16 protein-coding genes are annotated in these 15,441 nt (G+C 60.8%); 13 read left to right on the top strand and 3 right to left on the bottom strand.

Going from position 1 to position 15,441, the window contains the following annotated elements; translation table 11 throughout:
- Positions 1 to 80 precede the first annotated feature (80 nt).
- From MWU54_RS12075 to MWU54_RS12050, 6 genes are all read left to right on the top strand, one after another.
- On the top strand, positions 81 to 1,382 hold the full coding sequence (locus MWU54_RS12075; protein ID WP_247083874.1) for a sugar ABC transporter substrate-binding protein: 1,302 nt from the start codon (positions 81 to 83) through the stop codon (positions 1,380 to 1,382).
- 129 nt (positions 1,383 to 1,511) lie between these two features.
- Positions 1,512 to 2,378 carry a sugar ABC transporter permease gene (locus tag MWU54_RS12070; RefSeq protein WP_247083872.1) on the top strand — a complete coding sequence of 289 codons (867 nt, stop codon included), beginning with the start codon at positions 1,512 to 1,514 and terminating at the stop codon, positions 2,376 to 2,378.
- Between the two features lie 2 nt (positions 2,379 to 2,380).
- The gene (locus tag MWU54_RS12065) at positions 2,381 to 3,211 is read left to right on the top strand and encodes a carbohydrate ABC transporter permease (RefSeq protein WP_247083870.1); all 831 of its coding nucleotides are present in this window, start codon (positions 2,381 to 2,383) and stop codon (positions 3,209 to 3,211) included.
- A 12-nt stretch (positions 3,212 to 3,223) separates the two neighbouring features.
- On the top strand, positions 3,224 to 4,228 hold the full coding sequence (locus tag MWU54_RS12060; RefSeq protein WP_247083868.1) for an ABC transporter ATP-binding protein: 1,005 nt from the start codon (positions 3,224 to 3,226) through the stop codon (positions 4,226 to 4,228).
- On the top strand, positions 4,225 to 4,998 hold the full coding sequence (locus tag MWU54_RS12055; RefSeq protein WP_247083866.1) for an L-iditol 2-dehydrogenase: 774 nt from the start codon (positions 4,225 to 4,227) through the stop codon (positions 4,996 to 4,998). Before MWU54_RS12060 ends, MWU54_RS12055 begins: the two co-directional genes overlap by 4 nt.
- A complete protein-coding gene (locus MWU54_RS12050) occupies positions 4,986 to 6,491 on the top strand; it encodes a mannitol dehydrogenase family protein (protein ID WP_247083864.1) in 1,506 nt (501 codons plus the stop codon). The genes MWU54_RS12055 and MWU54_RS12050 overlap by 13 nt, the downstream gene beginning before the upstream one ends.
- Positions 6,492 to 6,494: 3 nt before the next feature.
- Here the strand turns inward: MWU54_RS12050 and MWU54_RS12045 are convergent, their stop codons facing one another.
- On the bottom strand, positions 6,495 to 7,625 hold the full coding sequence (locus MWU54_RS12045; protein WP_247084054.1) for a lytic murein transglycosylase: 1,131 nt from the start codon (positions 7,623 to 7,625) through the stop codon (positions 6,495 to 6,497).
- Positions 7,626 to 7,818: 193 nt separating this feature from the next.
- On the opposite strand from MWU54_RS12045, the gene MWU54_RS12040 reads away from it, so the two are divergent.
- The 7 genes from MWU54_RS12040 (at position 7,819) to MWU54_RS12010 (ending at position 13,466) form a co-directional block, all read left to right on the top strand.
- Positions 7,819 to 8,814, top strand: coding sequence for a fatty acid desaturase (locus MWU54_RS12040; RefSeq protein ID WP_247083862.1), 996 nt, complete (start codon positions 7,819 to 7,821; stop codon positions 8,812 to 8,814).
- On the top strand, positions 8,811 to 9,653 hold the full coding sequence (locus tag MWU54_RS12035) for a sugar phosphate isomerase/epimerase (RefSeq protein ID WP_247083860.1): 843 nt from the start codon (positions 8,811 to 8,813) through the stop codon (positions 9,651 to 9,653). The genes MWU54_RS12040 and MWU54_RS12035 overlap by 4 nt, the downstream gene beginning before the upstream one ends.
- Positions 9,654 to 9,720: 67 nt before the next feature.
- Positions 9,721 to 10,890 carry a 4-hydroxybenzoate 3-monooxygenase gene (gene pobA / locus MWU54_RS12030; RefSeq protein ID WP_247083858.1) on the top strand — a complete coding sequence of 390 codons (1,170 nt, stop codon included), beginning with the start codon at positions 9,721 to 9,723 and terminating at the stop codon, positions 10,888 to 10,890.
- Between the two features lie 4 nt (positions 10,891 to 10,894).
- Entirely contained in the window at positions 10,895 to 11,284 is a 390-nt protein-coding gene (pcaC, locus tag MWU54_RS12025) for a 4-carboxymuconolactone decarboxylase (protein WP_247083856.1), read from the top strand.
- Positions 11,281 to 12,006, top strand: a complete 726-nt coding sequence (gene pcaH / locus MWU54_RS12020) for a protocatechuate 3,4-dioxygenase subunit beta (RefSeq protein ID WP_247083855.1) — start codon at positions 11,281 to 11,283, stop codon at positions 12,004 to 12,006. Before pcaC ends, pcaH begins: the two co-directional genes overlap by 4 nt.
- The gene (gene pcaG, locus MWU54_RS12015; protein WP_247083853.1) at positions 12,006 to 12,623 is read left to right on the top strand and encodes a protocatechuate 3,4-dioxygenase subunit alpha; all 618 of its coding nucleotides are present in this window, start codon (positions 12,006 to 12,008) and stop codon (positions 12,621 to 12,623) included. Before pcaH ends, pcaG begins: the two co-directional genes overlap by 1 nt.
- Positions 12,624 to 12,629: 6 nt before the next feature.
- Positions 12,630 to 13,466: a 3-keto-5-aminohexanoate cleavage protein gene (locus MWU54_RS12010; protein ID WP_247083851.1), complete on the top strand. Its 837-nt coding sequence runs from the start codon at positions 12,630 to 12,632 to the stop codon at positions 13,464 to 13,466.
- A gap of 90 nt (positions 13,467 to 13,556) precedes the next feature.
- On the opposite strand, the gene MWU54_RS12005 is transcribed toward MWU54_RS12010, so the two are convergent.
- On the bottom strand, positions 13,557 to 14,621 hold the full coding sequence (locus MWU54_RS12005; RefSeq protein ID WP_247083849.1) for a 3-carboxy-cis,cis-muconate cycloisomerase: 1,065 nt from the start codon (positions 14,619 to 14,621) through the stop codon (positions 13,557 to 13,559).
- A gap of 163 nt (positions 14,622 to 14,784) precedes the next feature.
- On the bottom strand, positions 14,785 to 15,360 hold the full coding sequence (locus tag MWU54_RS12000) for a GNAT family N-acetyltransferase (RefSeq protein ID WP_348647644.1): 576 nt from the start codon (positions 15,358 to 15,360) through the stop codon (positions 14,785 to 14,787).
- Positions 15,361 to 15,441 lie beyond the last annotated feature (81 nt).

Below are 15,441 nucleotides of genomic sequence, written 5' to 3'. Positions count from 1 at the left end.
TACGCGCGTAAAAATTTTGTTGACTCGCGTAAAGTTTAATCGTTTGATGTCTCCAGCGTCCAATTAAGGGAGGAACCTGGATGACACTGAGAACGCCGCTTTGCATGGCGAGCGCCGCCGCAATTATTGCCGCTTCCGCTGCACATGCCGAAACGATCACAATCGCGACAGTCAACAACGGCGATATGATCCGTATGCAGGGTTACACCGACGACTTCACAGCCAAGACCGGCCACGAAGTGGAGTGGGTGACACTCGAAGAAAACGTCCTGCGTCAGCGCGTGACAACCGACATCACCACCAAGGGTGGGTCCTTCGACATCATGACAATCGGCATGTACGAAACGCCGATCTGGGGTGCCAACGAATGGCTCGTTCCGCTGGACGATCTGTCGGCTGAATACGATGTAGACGACATTCTGCCCGCGATGGCAGGCGGTCTGTCCCACGACGGCACGCTCTATGCGGCCCCTTTCTACGGCGAAAGCTCCATGGTCATGTATCGCACAGACCTGATGGAAAAAGCCGGTCTGGAAATGCCGGACGCCCCGACATGGGACTTCATTCGTGAAGCGGCAGCGGCAATGACCGACCGTGACAACGAAATCAACGGCATCTGCCTGCGCGGCAAAGCTGGTTGGGGTGAAGGCGGCGCGTTCATCACAGCGATGTCCAACTCGTTCGGTGCACGCTGGTTCGACATGGACTGGAACGCCCAGTTCGACACAGAAGCATGGGCCAACACGCTGAACTTCTTCAAGGGCATGATGGACGAATCCGGTCCGTCCGGCTACGCGACCAACGGCTTTAACGAGAACCTGAACCTGTTCAACCAGGGCAAGTGCGGCATGTGGATCGACGCCACAGTTGCGGCATCTTTCGTGACCGGCGACGGCTCGACTGTTGCTGACTCGGTTGGCTTTGCACTGGCACCTGACAATGGTCTCGGCAAGCGGTCCAACTGGCTCTGGGCATGGGCACTGGCCATCCCGGCAGGTACTCAGAAAGAAGCAGCAGCCAAGCAGTTCATCGAGTGGGCCACGTCCAAGGAATACATCGAGCTGGTTGCAGCCAACGAAGGTTGGGCAAACGTCCCTCCGGGCGCACGTACATCGCTCTACGAAAACCCAGAGTACCAGAAAGTTCCGTTTGCTCAGATGACACTGGACTCGATCCTGTCGGCTGATCCGAACAATTCCACTGTAGAGCCTTCGCCTTACGTTGGCATTCAGTTCGCAGCGATCCCGGAATTTGCGGGTATTGCGACAGAAGTCAGCCAGGAATTCTCTGCCGCTTACGCTGGTCAGCAGACCGTCGAAGAAGCGCTTGAGAAAGCTCAGGCGATCACAAACGAAGCAATGGAAGCCGCTGGCTACCGTTAATTCCCTGCCTTGCAGGCCAGAGGGCGGCGACACCGCCGCCCTCTGACACCAAAACCACCCCTAAATCCGCAAGATGTCGTATCGTGACAGCGCCAACCCGGCGGTCTGTCAACGGAGGAGATGACCCAAATGGCGACTAAGGCTTCCCGATCTGCGGCCCGACTGATGATGGCCCCGGCAGTTGTACTGCTTCTGGGCTGGATGCTGGTCCCGCTGATCATGACATTGTGGTTCTCTTTCCGCACCTACCTGCCCCTTCGCGGTGGCGACCAGGGTTGGACCGGGTTCGACAATTACGTTCGTTTCGTCACATCAAGCGCCTTCTGGCCTGCGGTTCAGACCACATTGGTCATCGTGCTTGGTGTCCTCATCATCACTGTCTGCCTTGGTATTCTTCTGGCGATCCTTCTTGATCAGCCGATGTGGGGCCAGGGCGTTGTCCGTATCCTTGTGATTGCACCGTTCTTTGTGATGCCGACTGTTTCGGCGCTTGTGTGGAAGAACATGTTCATGGATCCGGTGAACGGCCTCTTTGCCCATCTGTGGCGCTTTTTCGGCGCTGAACCTGTCAGCTGGCTTTCGGACGCTGCAACGCCGTCGATCATCATGATCGTGTCCTGGCAGTGGCTGCCTTTTGCGACGCTGATCCTGCTGACCGCGATCCAGTCATTGGACAGCGAACAGCTGGAAGCCGCCGAAATGGACGGCGCGCCGCACCTGAAACGGTTCTGGTACATCATTCTTCCGCACCTCAGCCGCGCGATCACCATCGTGATCCTGATCCAGACGATCTTCCTTTTGGCCATCTTTGCCGAGATTTTCGTCACAACGGGCGGTGCATTCGGAACCCGCACCCTGTCTTACCTGATCTTCCAGCGTGTGCTTGAAAGTCAGAACGTCGGACTTGGTTCAGCCGGTGGTGTCTACGCCATCATCCTCGCAAACATCGTCGCGATCTTCCTGATGCGGATCGTCGGCAAGAACCTGGATAACTGATCATGGCCCGCGCTGTTACATCCCAACGCAAACTGATCAACACGGGCCTTGCCTGGGCGATTGGATTGCTGATCTTCTTCCCGATCCTCTGGACGATCCTGACGAGCTTCAAGACCGAAGCACAGGCCATCGCCAGCCCGCCGATCTTTCTCGGCTTTGACTGGACACTTGAAAACTACGGCGTCGTGATGGAGCGGTCGAACTACGCCCGCTTCCTCTGGAACTCGATCCTGATCGCGGGTGGGTCGACCATCCTTGGCCTGATCGTTGCGGTTCCTGCGGCCTGGTCGATGGCCTTTGTGCCCTCACGCCGGACCAAGGACATCCTGCTCTGGATGCTGTCGACCAAGATGCTGCCTGCGGTGGGCGTGCTTTACCCGATCTACCTGCTGTTCATTCAGCTTGGGTTGCTCGACAGCCGCGCCGGTCTGATTATCGTCATGATGCTGATCAACCTGCCGATCATCGTCTGGATGCTCTATACTTACTTCCGCGAAATCCCGGTCGAGATCCTCGAAGCGGCACGGATGGACGGGGCGACGCTCAAGGAAGAGGTGCTCTATATCCTCACGCCGATGGCGATCCCGGGTATTGCTTCCACCATGCTGCTGAACTTTATCCTTGCGTGGAACGAAGCCTTCTGGACGCTCAATTTGACAGCTGTCAACGCAGCGCCATTGACCGCGTTTATCGCAAGCTACTCCAGCCCTGAGGGTCTCTTTTTTGCGAAACTCAGCGCGGCCTCAACAATGGCCATTGCACCGATCCTCATCCTTGGCTGGTTCAGCCAAAAGCAACTTGTCCGCGGCCTGACATTCGGCGCGGTGAAATAAGGAACCTGATCCATGGGACAAATTCAACTCAAACAGGTCACCAAGAGCTTTGGCGAAACGCAAGTTATCCCACCGCTGGACCTGACCATTGAAGATGGTGAATTCACGGTCTTCGTCGGCCCCTCGGGCTGCGGTAAATCCACCCTTCTGCGTCTGATCGCAGGGCTGGAGGACATCACCACCGGCCATATCGAGATCGACGGCAAAGACGCCACCGATCTGGTGCCCGCCAAACGCGGCCTTGCGATGGTGTTCCAGTCCTACGCGCTTTACCCGCATATGTCGGTGCGCAAGAACATCGCCTTCCCGCTCAAGATGGCGGGTATGGACCCCGCCGAGATCGACAAGCGGATCGAAAACGCCGCGTCGGTTCTGAACCTCACCGATTATCTGGACCGTCGTCCGGGCCAGTTGTCGGGTGGTCAGCGTCAGCGTGTGGCAATTGGCCGGGCGATCGTTCGCGAACCTGCGGCGTTCCTGTTCGACGAACCGCTGTCGAACCTGGATGCGGCGCTGCGTGTGGGCATGCGGCTTGAGATCAGCGAACTGCATGAACGTCTGAAGACCACGATGATCTACGTGACCCACGATCAGGTCGAGGCCATGACTATGGCCGACAAGATCGTTGTTCTGCGGGCGGGCCATATCGAGCAGGTTGGATCGCCGCTGGAGCTTTACCACAAACCACGCAACGAGTTTGTGGCGGGCTTCATCGGCTCCCCCAAGATGAACATCTTCGGCGGGGCTGAGGCGCAGAAATACGGGGGGACCAAGGCGGGCATCCGCCCCGAACATATTGACGTGTCGATGACCGACGGGACCTGGAAAGGTGTGGTTGGCGTGGCAGAGCATCTTGGGTCGGACACGTTTATCCACGTGCACGAAACCGGCTTGGCCGACATGGTCACCGTGCGGATCACCGGCGATATCTCGGTGCGGCACGGCGACACGATTTACCTGACGCCACAGCTTGAGCAGATGCACAAGTTTGACGCGCAGGGGCTGCGGATCGCATGAGACGTCTGGATGGCAAAACAGCCCTGATCACAGGGGCCGCCCGTGGTATCGGGCGCGCCTTCGCCGAACGGTATGTGCACGAAGGTGCGCGGGTTGCCATTGCGGATATCGACATCGTCCGCGCGCGTCAGACGGCGGCGGATATCGGCGATGCCGCGATTGCGGTCGAGATGGATGTGACCGATCAGGCCAGCATTGACGCGGGCGTTGCCGCCACCGTCGAACAGCTGGGTCAGATCGACATCCTGATCAACAACGCCGCGATCTTTACCGCTGCCCCGATCACCGAAATCACACGCGCCGATTTTGACCGCACCTTTGACATCAATGTCGCGGGCACGCTCTTCACGCTTCAGGCCGTGGCCAAACACATGATCGACGCTGGCATCAAGGGCCGCATCATCAACATGGCGAGCCAGGCGGGTCGTCGCGGGGAACCTCTGGTCGCGGTCTATTGCGCGACCAAGGCGGCGATCATCAGTCTGACCCAATCGGCAGGTCTGAACCTGATCGAACACGGCATCAACGTGAACGCGATTTCGCCCGGCGTGGTGGATGGCGAACACTGGGATGGTGTCGACGCGTTCTTTGCAAAATACGAAAACAAGGCCCCCGGTCAGAAGAAAAAAGAAGTTGGTGCAAGTGTTCCTTACGGACGCATGGGCACGGCAGATGATCTGACCGGTATGGCCGTGTTTCTTGCCAGTGACGACGCCGACTATGTCGTCGCGCAAACCTATAATGTGGATGGTGGCCAATGGATGAGCTGACCCCATTGTCGAATGACACCCTGTCGGCGCTACCCGACGGAGTGCGTGTGCCGCGCTATGATCGGGCATCGCTGACCGCCGGAATCGTACATATCGGTTTGGGCAACTTTCATCGGGCGCATCAGGCGTGGTATCTGCACCGCTTGTTCGACGAAGGCCTGTCGCTGGACTGGGCCATCATCGGGGCCGGGGTGCGCGCGGCAGATGCCGCGCAGCGCGACCGGCTGTTGGCGCAGGACTGCCTGACCACGCTGATCGAACTGGACCCGTCCCATTCCGCGGTCGAGGTCACCGGGTCAATGATCGACTATCTGCCGGTCCAGCCTGCGAATGACGCGCTGATTGCCAAGATGGCCGATCCGGCCATCCGGATCGTCGCGCTGACCGTCACCGAAGGTGGGTATTACCTGAACGGAACCACCGGCGGGTTTGACGCAGCACACCCGGATATCGTGCATGACGCGGCCAACCCCGGCACGCCCAAGACCGCCTTTGGCGCAATGATTGCCGCATTGAAGCTGCGCCGTGACAGCGGGGCGGGCCCCTTTACCGGCATGAGCTGTGACAACCTTCAGGGCAATGGAGGTATCCTGCGGCAAACGGTTGTCGGGCTGGCGCGCCTGTCTGATCCTGACCTTGCAGAGTGGATTGACAGCACCTGCACGTTCCCGAACTCCATGGTCGATTGCATTGTACCGGCAACCGGCCCCACCGAACTGGCCATCGTGCATGCGATGGGGATCGACGACAAAGCGCCTGTCACGCACGAAAACTATCGCCAATGGGTGATCGAGGATGATTTCTGTGCCGGACGTCCCGCGTGGGAAACGGTGGGGGCCACGCTCACCTCGGATGTGCATGACTACGAGGCGATGAAGATCCGGATGTTGAATGGCGGGCATCAGGTGCTGGCCAATGCGGGCGAAATCCTTGGGATCGCGTCGATTTCAGAGGCCATGAACCACCCGGCGATCCATGCGCTGTTCAATAAAGTGCAGCGCGAAGAGATCGCGCCGTATGTAAAGCCGGTGCCCGGGCGGACGCCGGACTCGTATATCGACCTGATTTCGCGCCGGTTTGCCAATCCCAAAATCGTCGACACCACGCGCCGCGTCGCCTTTGACGGATCGTCCCGGCATATCGGGTTTATCCTGCCCAGCATTCGCGACGCGTTGACGGCAGGCGGATCGGTCGAAGGGTTGGCGCTGGTCGAGGCGTTGTGGGCGCGGATGTGTCAGGGCGACCGCGAGGACGGAACGCAGATCGAACCGAATGACCCGCATTGGGCCGCGCTGAACGCCGCCGCAATTGATGCGCGCGGCACGCCTGAGACTTGGCTGAACCAGCCGGGGCTTTATGGCACGCTTGCGCAGGAACCGGTCTTTGCGGATGCGTTTGCGCGGTGGCTTACAATGTTGTGGACCGATGGCTGCGAAAAGACGTTGCGCCGCTATGCCAATGCGCCGTCCGAAAGCACCCGCCAGAGCGCGTGACGTCTACCGCAAGGCTTGCAACAAGGCCTGCGACGGGGTGCCGGTTTGTGGCAGTCCCCGGCTGGCCTGATACGCCCGGATCGCGGTTTCGGTGTTGGACCCGATCACACCATCCGCGCCTTGCGTGTCAAAGCCACGCGCGGTGAGCCGTTGCTGCAGGGCGATGCGATCCGTTTTGGTCAGGCCATTGGCATCCGGCGGGAATTGCGCGCGCAAGGGCCCTGCCCCGCCGATGCGATCCGCCAGATGGCCAACGCCGATCGCGTAGGCATCCGAATTGTTGTAGCGCTTGATCACCCGGAAATTGGACGTGGTGGCAAAGCGCGGCCCGCCCGGCTGGGGTTGCAAGGACCCGGTGGGCGATTCGCCCCCCCATCCCAATCCGCGCGTCCAGCCATTGCGCTGAAGGTAGGCCGCGGCCGAGGCCAGCGCATCGCTGGGATCGTCAGACCAGATGTCGCGCCGCCCGTCGCCAGTAAAATCGACGGCAAATTGCAGGTAGGAGGTCGGGATGAACTGGGTGTGCCCCATGGCGCCCGCCCAGCTTCCGGTCATGCGGGACGCCGGGATATCGCCGTTTTGAAGGATGCGCAGCGCTGCGATCAGTTGTTGTTCAAAGAACCGGCCGCGCCGCCCGTCAAAGGCCAGCGTCGAGGTGGCCGAGATCACCGGCACCTGACCGCGCCGTTCCCCGTAAAAGCTTTCCAAGCCCCAGATGGCGGCGATGATGCGGGCATCGACGCCGTATTGCCGTTCCAGCGCAGTTAACGTGCCCTGATGGCGTGCAAAGGCCGCGCGGCCCTTGCGGACGCGTTCGTCAGATGTGGCAATCGACAAGTAGTCTTCCAGCGAGCGCTTGAATTCCGTCTGGTTGCGATCCCGTCTGACAACGCCAGGCAGGTACCCGGTGCCGCGAAAGGCCGCCGACAACGTGTTTTGCGAAATGCCCTGTGCTGCCGCGCGCCCCTGAAAGGCGGCGACCCATGCTGTGTATTGTGCGTTGGGCACCGGCCTGAGATCGGCGGGCAACCCCGTTGGTCGGGCGGTGGACGTGGTGCCGGAGACGCCGCCAGAACACCCGGCAACCCCGAGGCTGGCAAGCGCCAGGCCAAAAACTCGTCTGTTCATCTGCATCGGTCTGCTCACCTCTGGATGATTTTTTGCCATTGTGCGGCGAAGTCAGGTTGGACACAATCCATCTCGACGCCTCGAAGAGATTTCGGCGGAGGATGGCAGGTGTCGGGTCTTGCCCCTCGGCTTCGGGGTTTCGCCGCCCCCGGGGTCTTTTCTTTTCGCCAAAACGTCGTCACTCTTTGGCGACGCAGTCATGGAGGAACCAATGGAAGCCAGTTTTTCGCGCCGAAAGCTGTTGACCCCTGCGGAATTGCGCAGCTTGTCCGAACGCTCAGACCTGCATGGTGCGCTGCAGATGTCCAGCCATCTGGGGGCCATCGGCCTTGTGGCGATCCTGCATGCGCAGGCGATGGGCACCGGTTGGGTCTGGGTCACGGGGTTTGCGCTGGGTGTTCTGTTGAACTTTCTATATGCCGCGCAGCACGAGTTGAGCCATGCAACCGTGTTCAAGACACGTGCGTTGAACGAAGTGTTCGGGCGGATCGTGGGTTTTGTTCAGATCTTCCCGCGCGATTTCGACCAGATCATGCATTTCGCGCATCACCAATACACACAGGATTGGGAGCGCGATGGCGAACTGGTGCGCGAACCCTACACGTTGACGTCCTATCTGCTGTGGCTGAGCGGGATCACCTATTGGCGCAACCGCGTGTTCGGCGTTGTGCGTCGGGCGCGGGGGATCATCGTGGAGCCGTTTATCCGCCCCGAGGAAGAGGCCAAGGTCATCCGCGAAAGCCGTCTGCATCTGGCCGGATACGCGCTGATCGCACTGGTGTCTGTGATCACCGGAAGCTGGGCGGCGCTGACGTTCTGGCTGATCCCGATGGTTTTGACCAAGCCAATCCACCAGTTGCAGAACACCATCGAACATCTGGGGCTGAGCCACGAGAACGACATTTTCGAAAACACCCGGTCCACCCGCACAAACGCGTTTTTTCGCTGGCTGTGCTGGCAGATGCCGTACCACACCGCACACCATACGTTCCCGGCTGTGCCGTTCTGGAAGCTGCGCGAACTGAACGAAAAGATCGAGGACAAAGCCGGTGAGGTTCATCGCATGGGCTGGATCGAATTTCAGATCGAGGTCATCAAGAAACTGATGGCCAAGGATGAAAGCCAGTACCCGATGAACGAGGTCTGGATCGTGCCTGCATCCGGTGGCCGCACCCGCAGGGTTCCGGCAGAGTGAGGCGGCTTCAGGTCTACACGTCGCTTTGGGCAATGCAGCCGCATGACGAAACGGGGGTGAAGCTGCCCCATGATCAGGTCTGCGAGATGGTCGCCGGGGCCGGGTTCGACGGCATGGCGATTGATCTGGGGGCCTCGGATGTGGCGGTGGCGCATGCGGTGCGCCCGCATATGGAGGCCAATGGTCTGACGCCGCTGATCGTGGCCTTTCCCAAATCGGTGGAAAGCCTTGAGGACACGCTGCACATGGCCGCCGATTTCGGCGCGCCGTTTGTGGATGTGATTGGACAGGTGATGCCGATTGCCATCGACGACATGGTACCGGTGATCGAAACATGGATGGGCATGTCGGACCGGATTGGTGTGCCGATCCAGTTCGAGACGCATCGCAACTGCATCACCAATGACCTGTACGTCACATTGCAGCTTTTGGACCGGATCCCCGACATGCGCATTTGTGCGGACCTGTCGCATTACGTGGTGGACCGGGAATTCTGGTTTCCGATGTCCGACCATGACCTTGGCCTGATCAGCCGCGTTCTGAAACGGTCGGACAGTTTTCAGGGCCGCGTGGCCAGCCGCCAGCAAATCCAGTTGCAACTGGATTTCCCGCAGCACCAGAAATGGGTCGACCTGTTCAAGGGCTGGTGGCGCGAAGGGCTGGCGGATTGGCGGGCGCGCAATGCGTCCGGGAATTGCATCTTTGTCTGCGAACTGGGGCCACCGGAATACGCCATGACCGGCCCGGACGGGCGCGAAATGTCGAACCGCTGGCACGAGGCGCAGGTGATCAAGGGCTGGATCCACGAGATCTGGGATGATCTGGGCGGCGACAGTTAAGGCGCGAAATGCCAATTGACCCCGGTATTATCCATGCCAAACTGCCCCTGGGTTTTGGGAGGATTTCATGAAAACGCAGGTGGCCATTATTGGTGGCGGGCCTTCCGGGCTTCTGCTGTCGCAACTCCTGCACACCCGTGGCATCGACAGCATTGTTCTGGAACGCCAGACCAAGGACTATGTGCTAAGCCGCATCCGCGCCGGGGTGCTGGAACAAGGCCTGTTGACCCTTCTGGAAGAGGCAGGCTGCGCGGACCGGATGCATGCCGAAGGCTTTACCCATGACGGGACGCTATTTTCAAACGGCGAAGACAGCTACCGGATTGATTTCAAGGCCCATACCGGCACGCCTGTGATGGTCTATGGGCAAACCGAAATCACCCGTGATCTGTATGCAGCGCGGGAAGCAGCGGGCGGGCAGATCGTGTTTTCGGTGGAAGATGTGCGCATCCACGATGCCACGTCAGATGCCCCGAGTGTGAGCTATCATTCGAATGGCACCGAGCACCGCATCCATTGTGACTTTGTCGCCGGATGTGACGGGTTCCACGGTGTCAGCCGCCAGGCCATCCCGCTGGATGTCCGCACGGAATACGAAAAGGTCTATCCCTTTGGGTGGCTTGGCATCCTGTCGGAAACGCCGCCGGTGCATCACGAACTGATCTATGCCAATTCGGATCGCGGGTTTGCCTTGTGTTCGATGCGCAATGCGCAGCTCAGCCGCTATTACATCCAGTGTTCGCTCAGCGACAAACCCGAGGACTGGACCGATGACGCGTTCTGGCAAGAGCTCAAGCGGCGCATCCCGTCGGACTATGCGGACAAGCTGGTCACCGGCCCCAGTATCGAGAAATCCATCGCGCCGCTCCGGTCTTTTGTGACCGAACCGATGCAATACGGTAGGTTGTTCCTGTGCGGGGATGCGGCGCATATCGTGCCGCCCACCGGGGCCAAGGGGTTGAACACGGCCGCGTCGGATGTGCATTATCTCTACACCGCGCTGCGGGCCTTTTACGAACGCAATAACAGCGACGCGCTGGAGGCCTATTCGCAAACCGCGCTGCGCCGCATCTGGAAAGCGGAGCGGTTCAGCTGGTGGTTCTCGTCCCTGATGCACCGCTACCCTGATCAATCGGCGTTTGACCTCAAGATGCAGCGGGCCGAGATTGATTTTCTGCGCAGCAACACGGCCGCACAGAAAGCGATGGCGGAAAACTATGTGGGGCTGCCCTACTGAAAGGATGGCGATGACACGCAAAGACCAAGGGATGGCCACGCGCCGCGCGGTTCTGGGGGATGCCCATGTCGACCGGGCCGAAGCCGCGAAGACCGCGTTTGACACGCCGTTTCAGGACCTGATCACCGAAGGCGCCTGGGGCACCGTCTGGTCGGATGACACGATCAGCCGCCGCGAACGGTCGATGCTGACGCTGGCGCTTCTGGCCGCGACCGGGAACTTCAACGAAATCCCGATGCATGTGCGCGCCACCGCCAATACCGGTGCCACGCCGGAGGACATCATGCAAGCCTTCATGCATGTGGCGATCTATGCCGGTGTGCCCAAGGCCAACCATGCCATCAAACTGGCGAAAGACACCTTTGCCGACATGGCCAAGGAGGCCCGCGCATGACGACCCCCGCCGAATACTACCAACGCGATCCGGGCCGCCACCCCCCGGCCCTGTCCCCGCGCTACAAGACCAGCGTGACGCGGTCGCCGCGTTTTGCGCTGATCAGCCTGGAACAAAGAGTCAGCGAAATCACCGGGCCGACTTTTGGCCACGGTGATCTGGGCGCGTTGGACCACGATCTGATCAAGAACTATGCGCAGGATGGCGACCCCATCGGCGAGCGGATCATCCTGCATGGCCGGGTTCTGGACGAAAACGCCCGGCCCGTGCCGAACACGCTGGTCGAGCTTTGGCAGGCCAATGCAGGCGGGCGCTACCGGCACCGCAAAGACACCTATTTCGCGCCGATTGATCCCAATTTCGGCGGCTGTGGCCGGACGCTGACGGACGAAAACGGGTATTACTTTTTCCGCACCGTGAAACCCGGCGCCTATCCGTGGCGCAATGATATCAACAGCTGGCGTCCCGCGCATATCCACCTGTCGATCTTTGGCAGCGCGTTTTGTCAGCGGCTGATCACGCAGCTTTATTTCGAAGGCGATCCGCTGATCCCGCGGTGCCCGATTGCCCAGTCCATTCCCGACCCCGATGCCATCGAACAGTTGACCGCTCGGCTGGACATGGTGGCCACGGTGCCGCTGGACTCCATCGCCTACCGCTTTGACATCGTGCTGCGCGGGCGGCGGTCGACGTTGTTTGAAAACCGGCTGGAGGGCAATTGATGGACGATCTTGGCTATCTCAAGGAAACCCCGTCCCAGACGGCGGGGCCCTATGTCCATATCGGGCTGGCACCGCGTGCCGCCGGGTTTGACATCTTCGATCAGGAACTGGGGCAGGACATTGCAGGCCCCAACGCCAAGGGAGAGCGAATCCGCATCGAAGGACTGGTGATCGACGGCACCGGCAGCCCGATCAAGGATGTGCTGATCGAAGCCTGGCAGGCCAATGCCGACGGGGTGTATGCCCATCCCGAAAGCCCCGGCACGGTCGAGGACGGCTTTCGCGGCTGGGGGCGCGTGATCACCGATTTCGACAGCGGGGAATGGGGGTTCGATACGGTCAAACCCGGACCAACGCCGGGACGCAACGGCTCGGTTCAGGCGCCGCATATCTCGCTCTGGCTGGTGGCGCGGGGGATCAACCTTGGCCTGCACACGCGGCTTTATTTCGACGACGAAGCCAGCGCCAATGCCACCGATCCCGTGATCACGCTGATCGAATGGGAACGTCGCCGTCAGACCCTGATCGCCACGCGGTCCGAGCGCGATGGCCTGCCGGTCTATCGCTTTGACATCCGCATTCAGGGCGATGATGAAACCGTCTTCTTCGATATCTGAGGCCCCATGACCCATCCCGCCATCATCTGCGTCGCCATCACCGGTTCGGTGCCCACAAAGGCCGACAACCCGGCGGTGCCGACCTCTGTGTCAGAACAGATCGAAAGCACCCACGCCGCGTTTGAAGCCGGGGCCAGCATCATGCACGCGCATGTGCGCAACGAAGACGAAACGCCATCGTCAGACCCGGACCGCTTTGCGCGGTTGAAAGAGGGGGTTGAGACGCACTGCCCCGGCATGATCATCCAGTTCTCAACCGGCGGGCGGTCCGGGGCGGGCACCGAACGCGGCGGGATGCTGCCGCTGCGCCCGGACATGGCGTCGCTGTCTGTGGGATCCAACAACTTTCCCACCCGGGTGTATGAAAACCCGCCGGATCTGGTGAAATGGCTGGCCTCGGAAATGATCACATACGACATCAAGCCCGAGATCGAGGCGTTCGACCTGTCCCACATCTTCCGCGCGGCGGCGATGTTCGAGGCTGGCGAGATCAAGAACACGCCGTATGTGCAGTTTGTCATGGGGGTCAAAAACGCGATGCCCGTGGACCGCGCGGTGTTCGATTTCTACCGCGCAACGGTCAAACGCCTGCTTGGCGACGACGCGCCGTGGTGTGCCGCGGGGATCGGGGCCAACCAGATCGTGCTGAACGAATGGGCGGCGGCCGAAGGCGGGCATCTGCGCACCGGGCTTGAAGACAACGTGCGCTGGGACAAGCACACGCTTGCACCGTCCAATGCCGCGCTGGTCACCCGCGCGGCTGAAATCTGCGCGAAACACAACCGTCCGGTGGCCACACCGGCACAGGCCCGGACCATTCTCGGGCTGCGCGCCGCCGCGTAACCGGTCAATCTCTGTTTCAAAAATACCTGGGGGAGCGCGAGGGGGCGACGCCCCCTCGCCCGGATCGGATTGGTATCGCCAATACGATCTTTAGTCCACGTGCTCAGGTCCAATGCGCGTGATCCGCTCCAGCAGCTGTTCAGTGTGGCGCAGCGCGGCCCCGGTGGCCTCGGCCATGGCCGGAAGCAACATCCATTCCAGCGCCCATGCCACCCCCGAGCGTTCCTGTTCATGCACCAGCGCCTGCGCCAAGCCGCCGTTCTGGATGCCCACGAAACACGCCAGCGTGACCAGCGTTTCGGCCAGCACGGGGTTGTCCTTGTGCGGCATCGCCGAAGACCCGCCGCCGCCCGCGACCTTGATGTCGTCCACCCCCTGTTGCGCCATGAGGGCCACATCCTGTCCCAGTTTGCCCAATGACCCGGACACCAGCGTCAGCCAGTGGCCCACCTCGACAATCGGCGTGCGGTTGCTGTGCCAGACCGGCCCGATGCGCAACCCCAGACGCCGCGCCAGGTCTGACGCCGCGGCATCGCCCTGCCCCGCAGGCACATCGCGCACCCCGACCGGGCCGCCAAGCTGAACCTGCCCGACATGCGCCCGCACGCCGTCCAGTCGCTCCAGATGATCGCGCAGCGGGCTTGCCCAGCTTTGGATGCGGGCGCTTACGGGGATCGGCAAGGCCGCCTGCATCCGGGTGCGGCCCATCATCTCGCCCTGGGCGTGCGCGTCCAGCCGCGCCAATGCGCCAATCACGCGCTGCAATCGGGTTTCCAGGATGGCAAACACGTCCATCAGGGTCAGCACCATCGCGGTGTCAATCACGTCCTGGCTGGTCGCGCCTGTGTGGACGGCCTTGGCAGGCCGATCCTTCAACCGCTCGCGCAGCTGGGACACGAAACCCGGCACTGGCAGGCCATCGGTATTGCTGCTGGCATGGATTGCCAGAAGGTCGGGCACGTATTGGCGCATCGCCTCCAGTGCGGCCTGCCCGTCCTTGGGCTTGACCGCGCCGAGCGCCATCAGGGTTTCGGTCCATGCGGTTTCAAACGCCAGCGCATGTTTGAAGAATGTCGCTGCCGAAAATTGCGCTGCAATTTCAGGGTCCTGGAACAGGTCACCGAATAGCCCGGATGTGGTAAACGCATTTGTCATACCGCCACCGTGGCGACAAAGCGAAGCCGAAACAAGACCGGGAGCGCGGGCGCGCGGAAATCGGCGAAAAGCGCCTCTTGGCGGGCTGCTTTACGAGGAGACTGGAAAGGGAACCGGGCGGGCCCGGACTGACACCGGCAGGCGATGCTCCTACCGTCAGGTTTCAATCGGTGTCCACCGGGTGCACCCAGATCTCGGCCTCTGATTCATGCGGGGCGCGTGTGCCATCGGTGCTGGCCCCGAGCCGTTTGGCGACGGCCTGCGACCGCGAATTTGTGCAGTCAATGTAACTGCACAGGCGCGCGACGCCCAAGTCGTCAACAGCCCATGCCTTGACGGCTCTCGCCGCTTCCGTTGCAAAGCCGTGCCCTTCTGAACCTTCAAACAGATGCCATGCCAGTTCGATATCCGGCCAATTGGAATGTTTGATCAGGCCCACCCGGCCAAGCGGCTGGTCACTTTTCGCATCGACAACCATGAAAAACCCAAAGCCGTGCCAATGCCAGTGGCCAACGCCCGCAAGAAACCCGAACCAGGCCTGTTCTTCGGACACCGTCTCGTCCTGCGCTTTCAGCGTGGAGCCGGTGGTCATGAAACGGGTGAAGGCCGGCAAATCACTTTTGCCAGGCCCGCGCAGGATCAAGCGGCGCGTTGTGAGAACAGGGGCAGATGTCAGGTTTTTCAATGTACGGCTTTCCGGTTGCAGGGACAGGTTACGACACCCTCTGCCAAGTGACACACCGAATTGCGCACCGTATGGCGCAGCAGGCCGTCAAAAGAAAAAGCCCCGCGCGATGGCGGGGCTTTTCGAATTATCTTG

It is taken from the genome of Marivita sp. S6314, assembly GCF_023015985.1.
GTDB lineage: Bacteria > Pseudomonadota > Alphaproteobacteria > Rhodobacterales > Rhodobacteraceae > Marivita.
This window is presented reverse-complemented; position numbering and strand designations above follow the sequence as displayed.

Coding starts and splice junctions, on each gene's coding strand:
- MWU54_RS12075 (WP_247083874.1), top strand. CDS start 81: ATGACACTGAGAACGCCGCTTTGCATGGCGAGCGCCGCCGCAATTATT.
- MWU54_RS12070 (WP_247083872.1), top strand. CDS start 1,512: ATGGCGACTAAGGCTTCCCGATCTGCGGCCCGACTGATGATGGCCCCG.
- MWU54_RS12065 (WP_247083870.1), top strand. CDS start 2,381: ATGGCCCGCGCTGTTACATCCCAACGCAAACTGATCAACACGGGCCTT.
- MWU54_RS12060 (WP_247083868.1), top strand. CDS start 3,224: ATGGGACAAATTCAACTCAAACAGGTCACCAAGAGCTTTGGCGAAACG.
- MWU54_RS12055 (WP_247083866.1), top strand. CDS start 4,225: ATGAGACGTCTGGATGGCAAAACAGCCCTGATCACAGGGGCCGCCCGT.
- MWU54_RS12050 (WP_247083864.1), top strand. CDS start 4,986: ATGGATGAGCTGACCCCATTGTCGAATGACACCCTGTCGGCGCTACCC.
- MWU54_RS12045 (WP_247084054.1), bottom strand. CDS start 7,625: ATGCAGATGAACAGACGAGTTTTTGGCCTGGCGCTTGCCAGCCTCGGG.
- MWU54_RS12040 (WP_247083862.1), top strand. CDS start 7,819: ATGGAGGAACCAATGGAAGCCAGTTTTTCGCGCCGAAAGCTGTTGACC.
- pobA (WP_247083858.1), top strand. CDS start 9,721: ATGAAAACGCAGGTGGCCATTATTGGTGGCGGGCCTTCCGGGCTTCTG.
- pcaC (WP_247083856.1), top strand. CDS start 10,895: ATGGCGATGACACGCAAAGACCAAGGGATGGCCACGCGCCGCGCGGTT.
- pcaH (WP_247083855.1), top strand. CDS start 11,281: ATGACGACCCCCGCCGAATACTACCAACGCGATCCGGGCCGCCACCCC.
- pcaG (WP_247083853.1), top strand. CDS start 12,006: ATGGACGATCTTGGCTATCTCAAGGAAACCCCGTCCCAGACGGCGGGG.
- MWU54_RS12010 (WP_247083851.1), top strand. CDS start 12,630: ATGACCCATCCCGCCATCATCTGCGTCGCCATCACCGGTTCGGTGCCC.
- MWU54_RS12005 (WP_247083849.1), bottom strand. CDS start 14,621: ATGACAAATGCGTTTACCACATCCGGGCTATTCGGTGACCTGTTCCAG.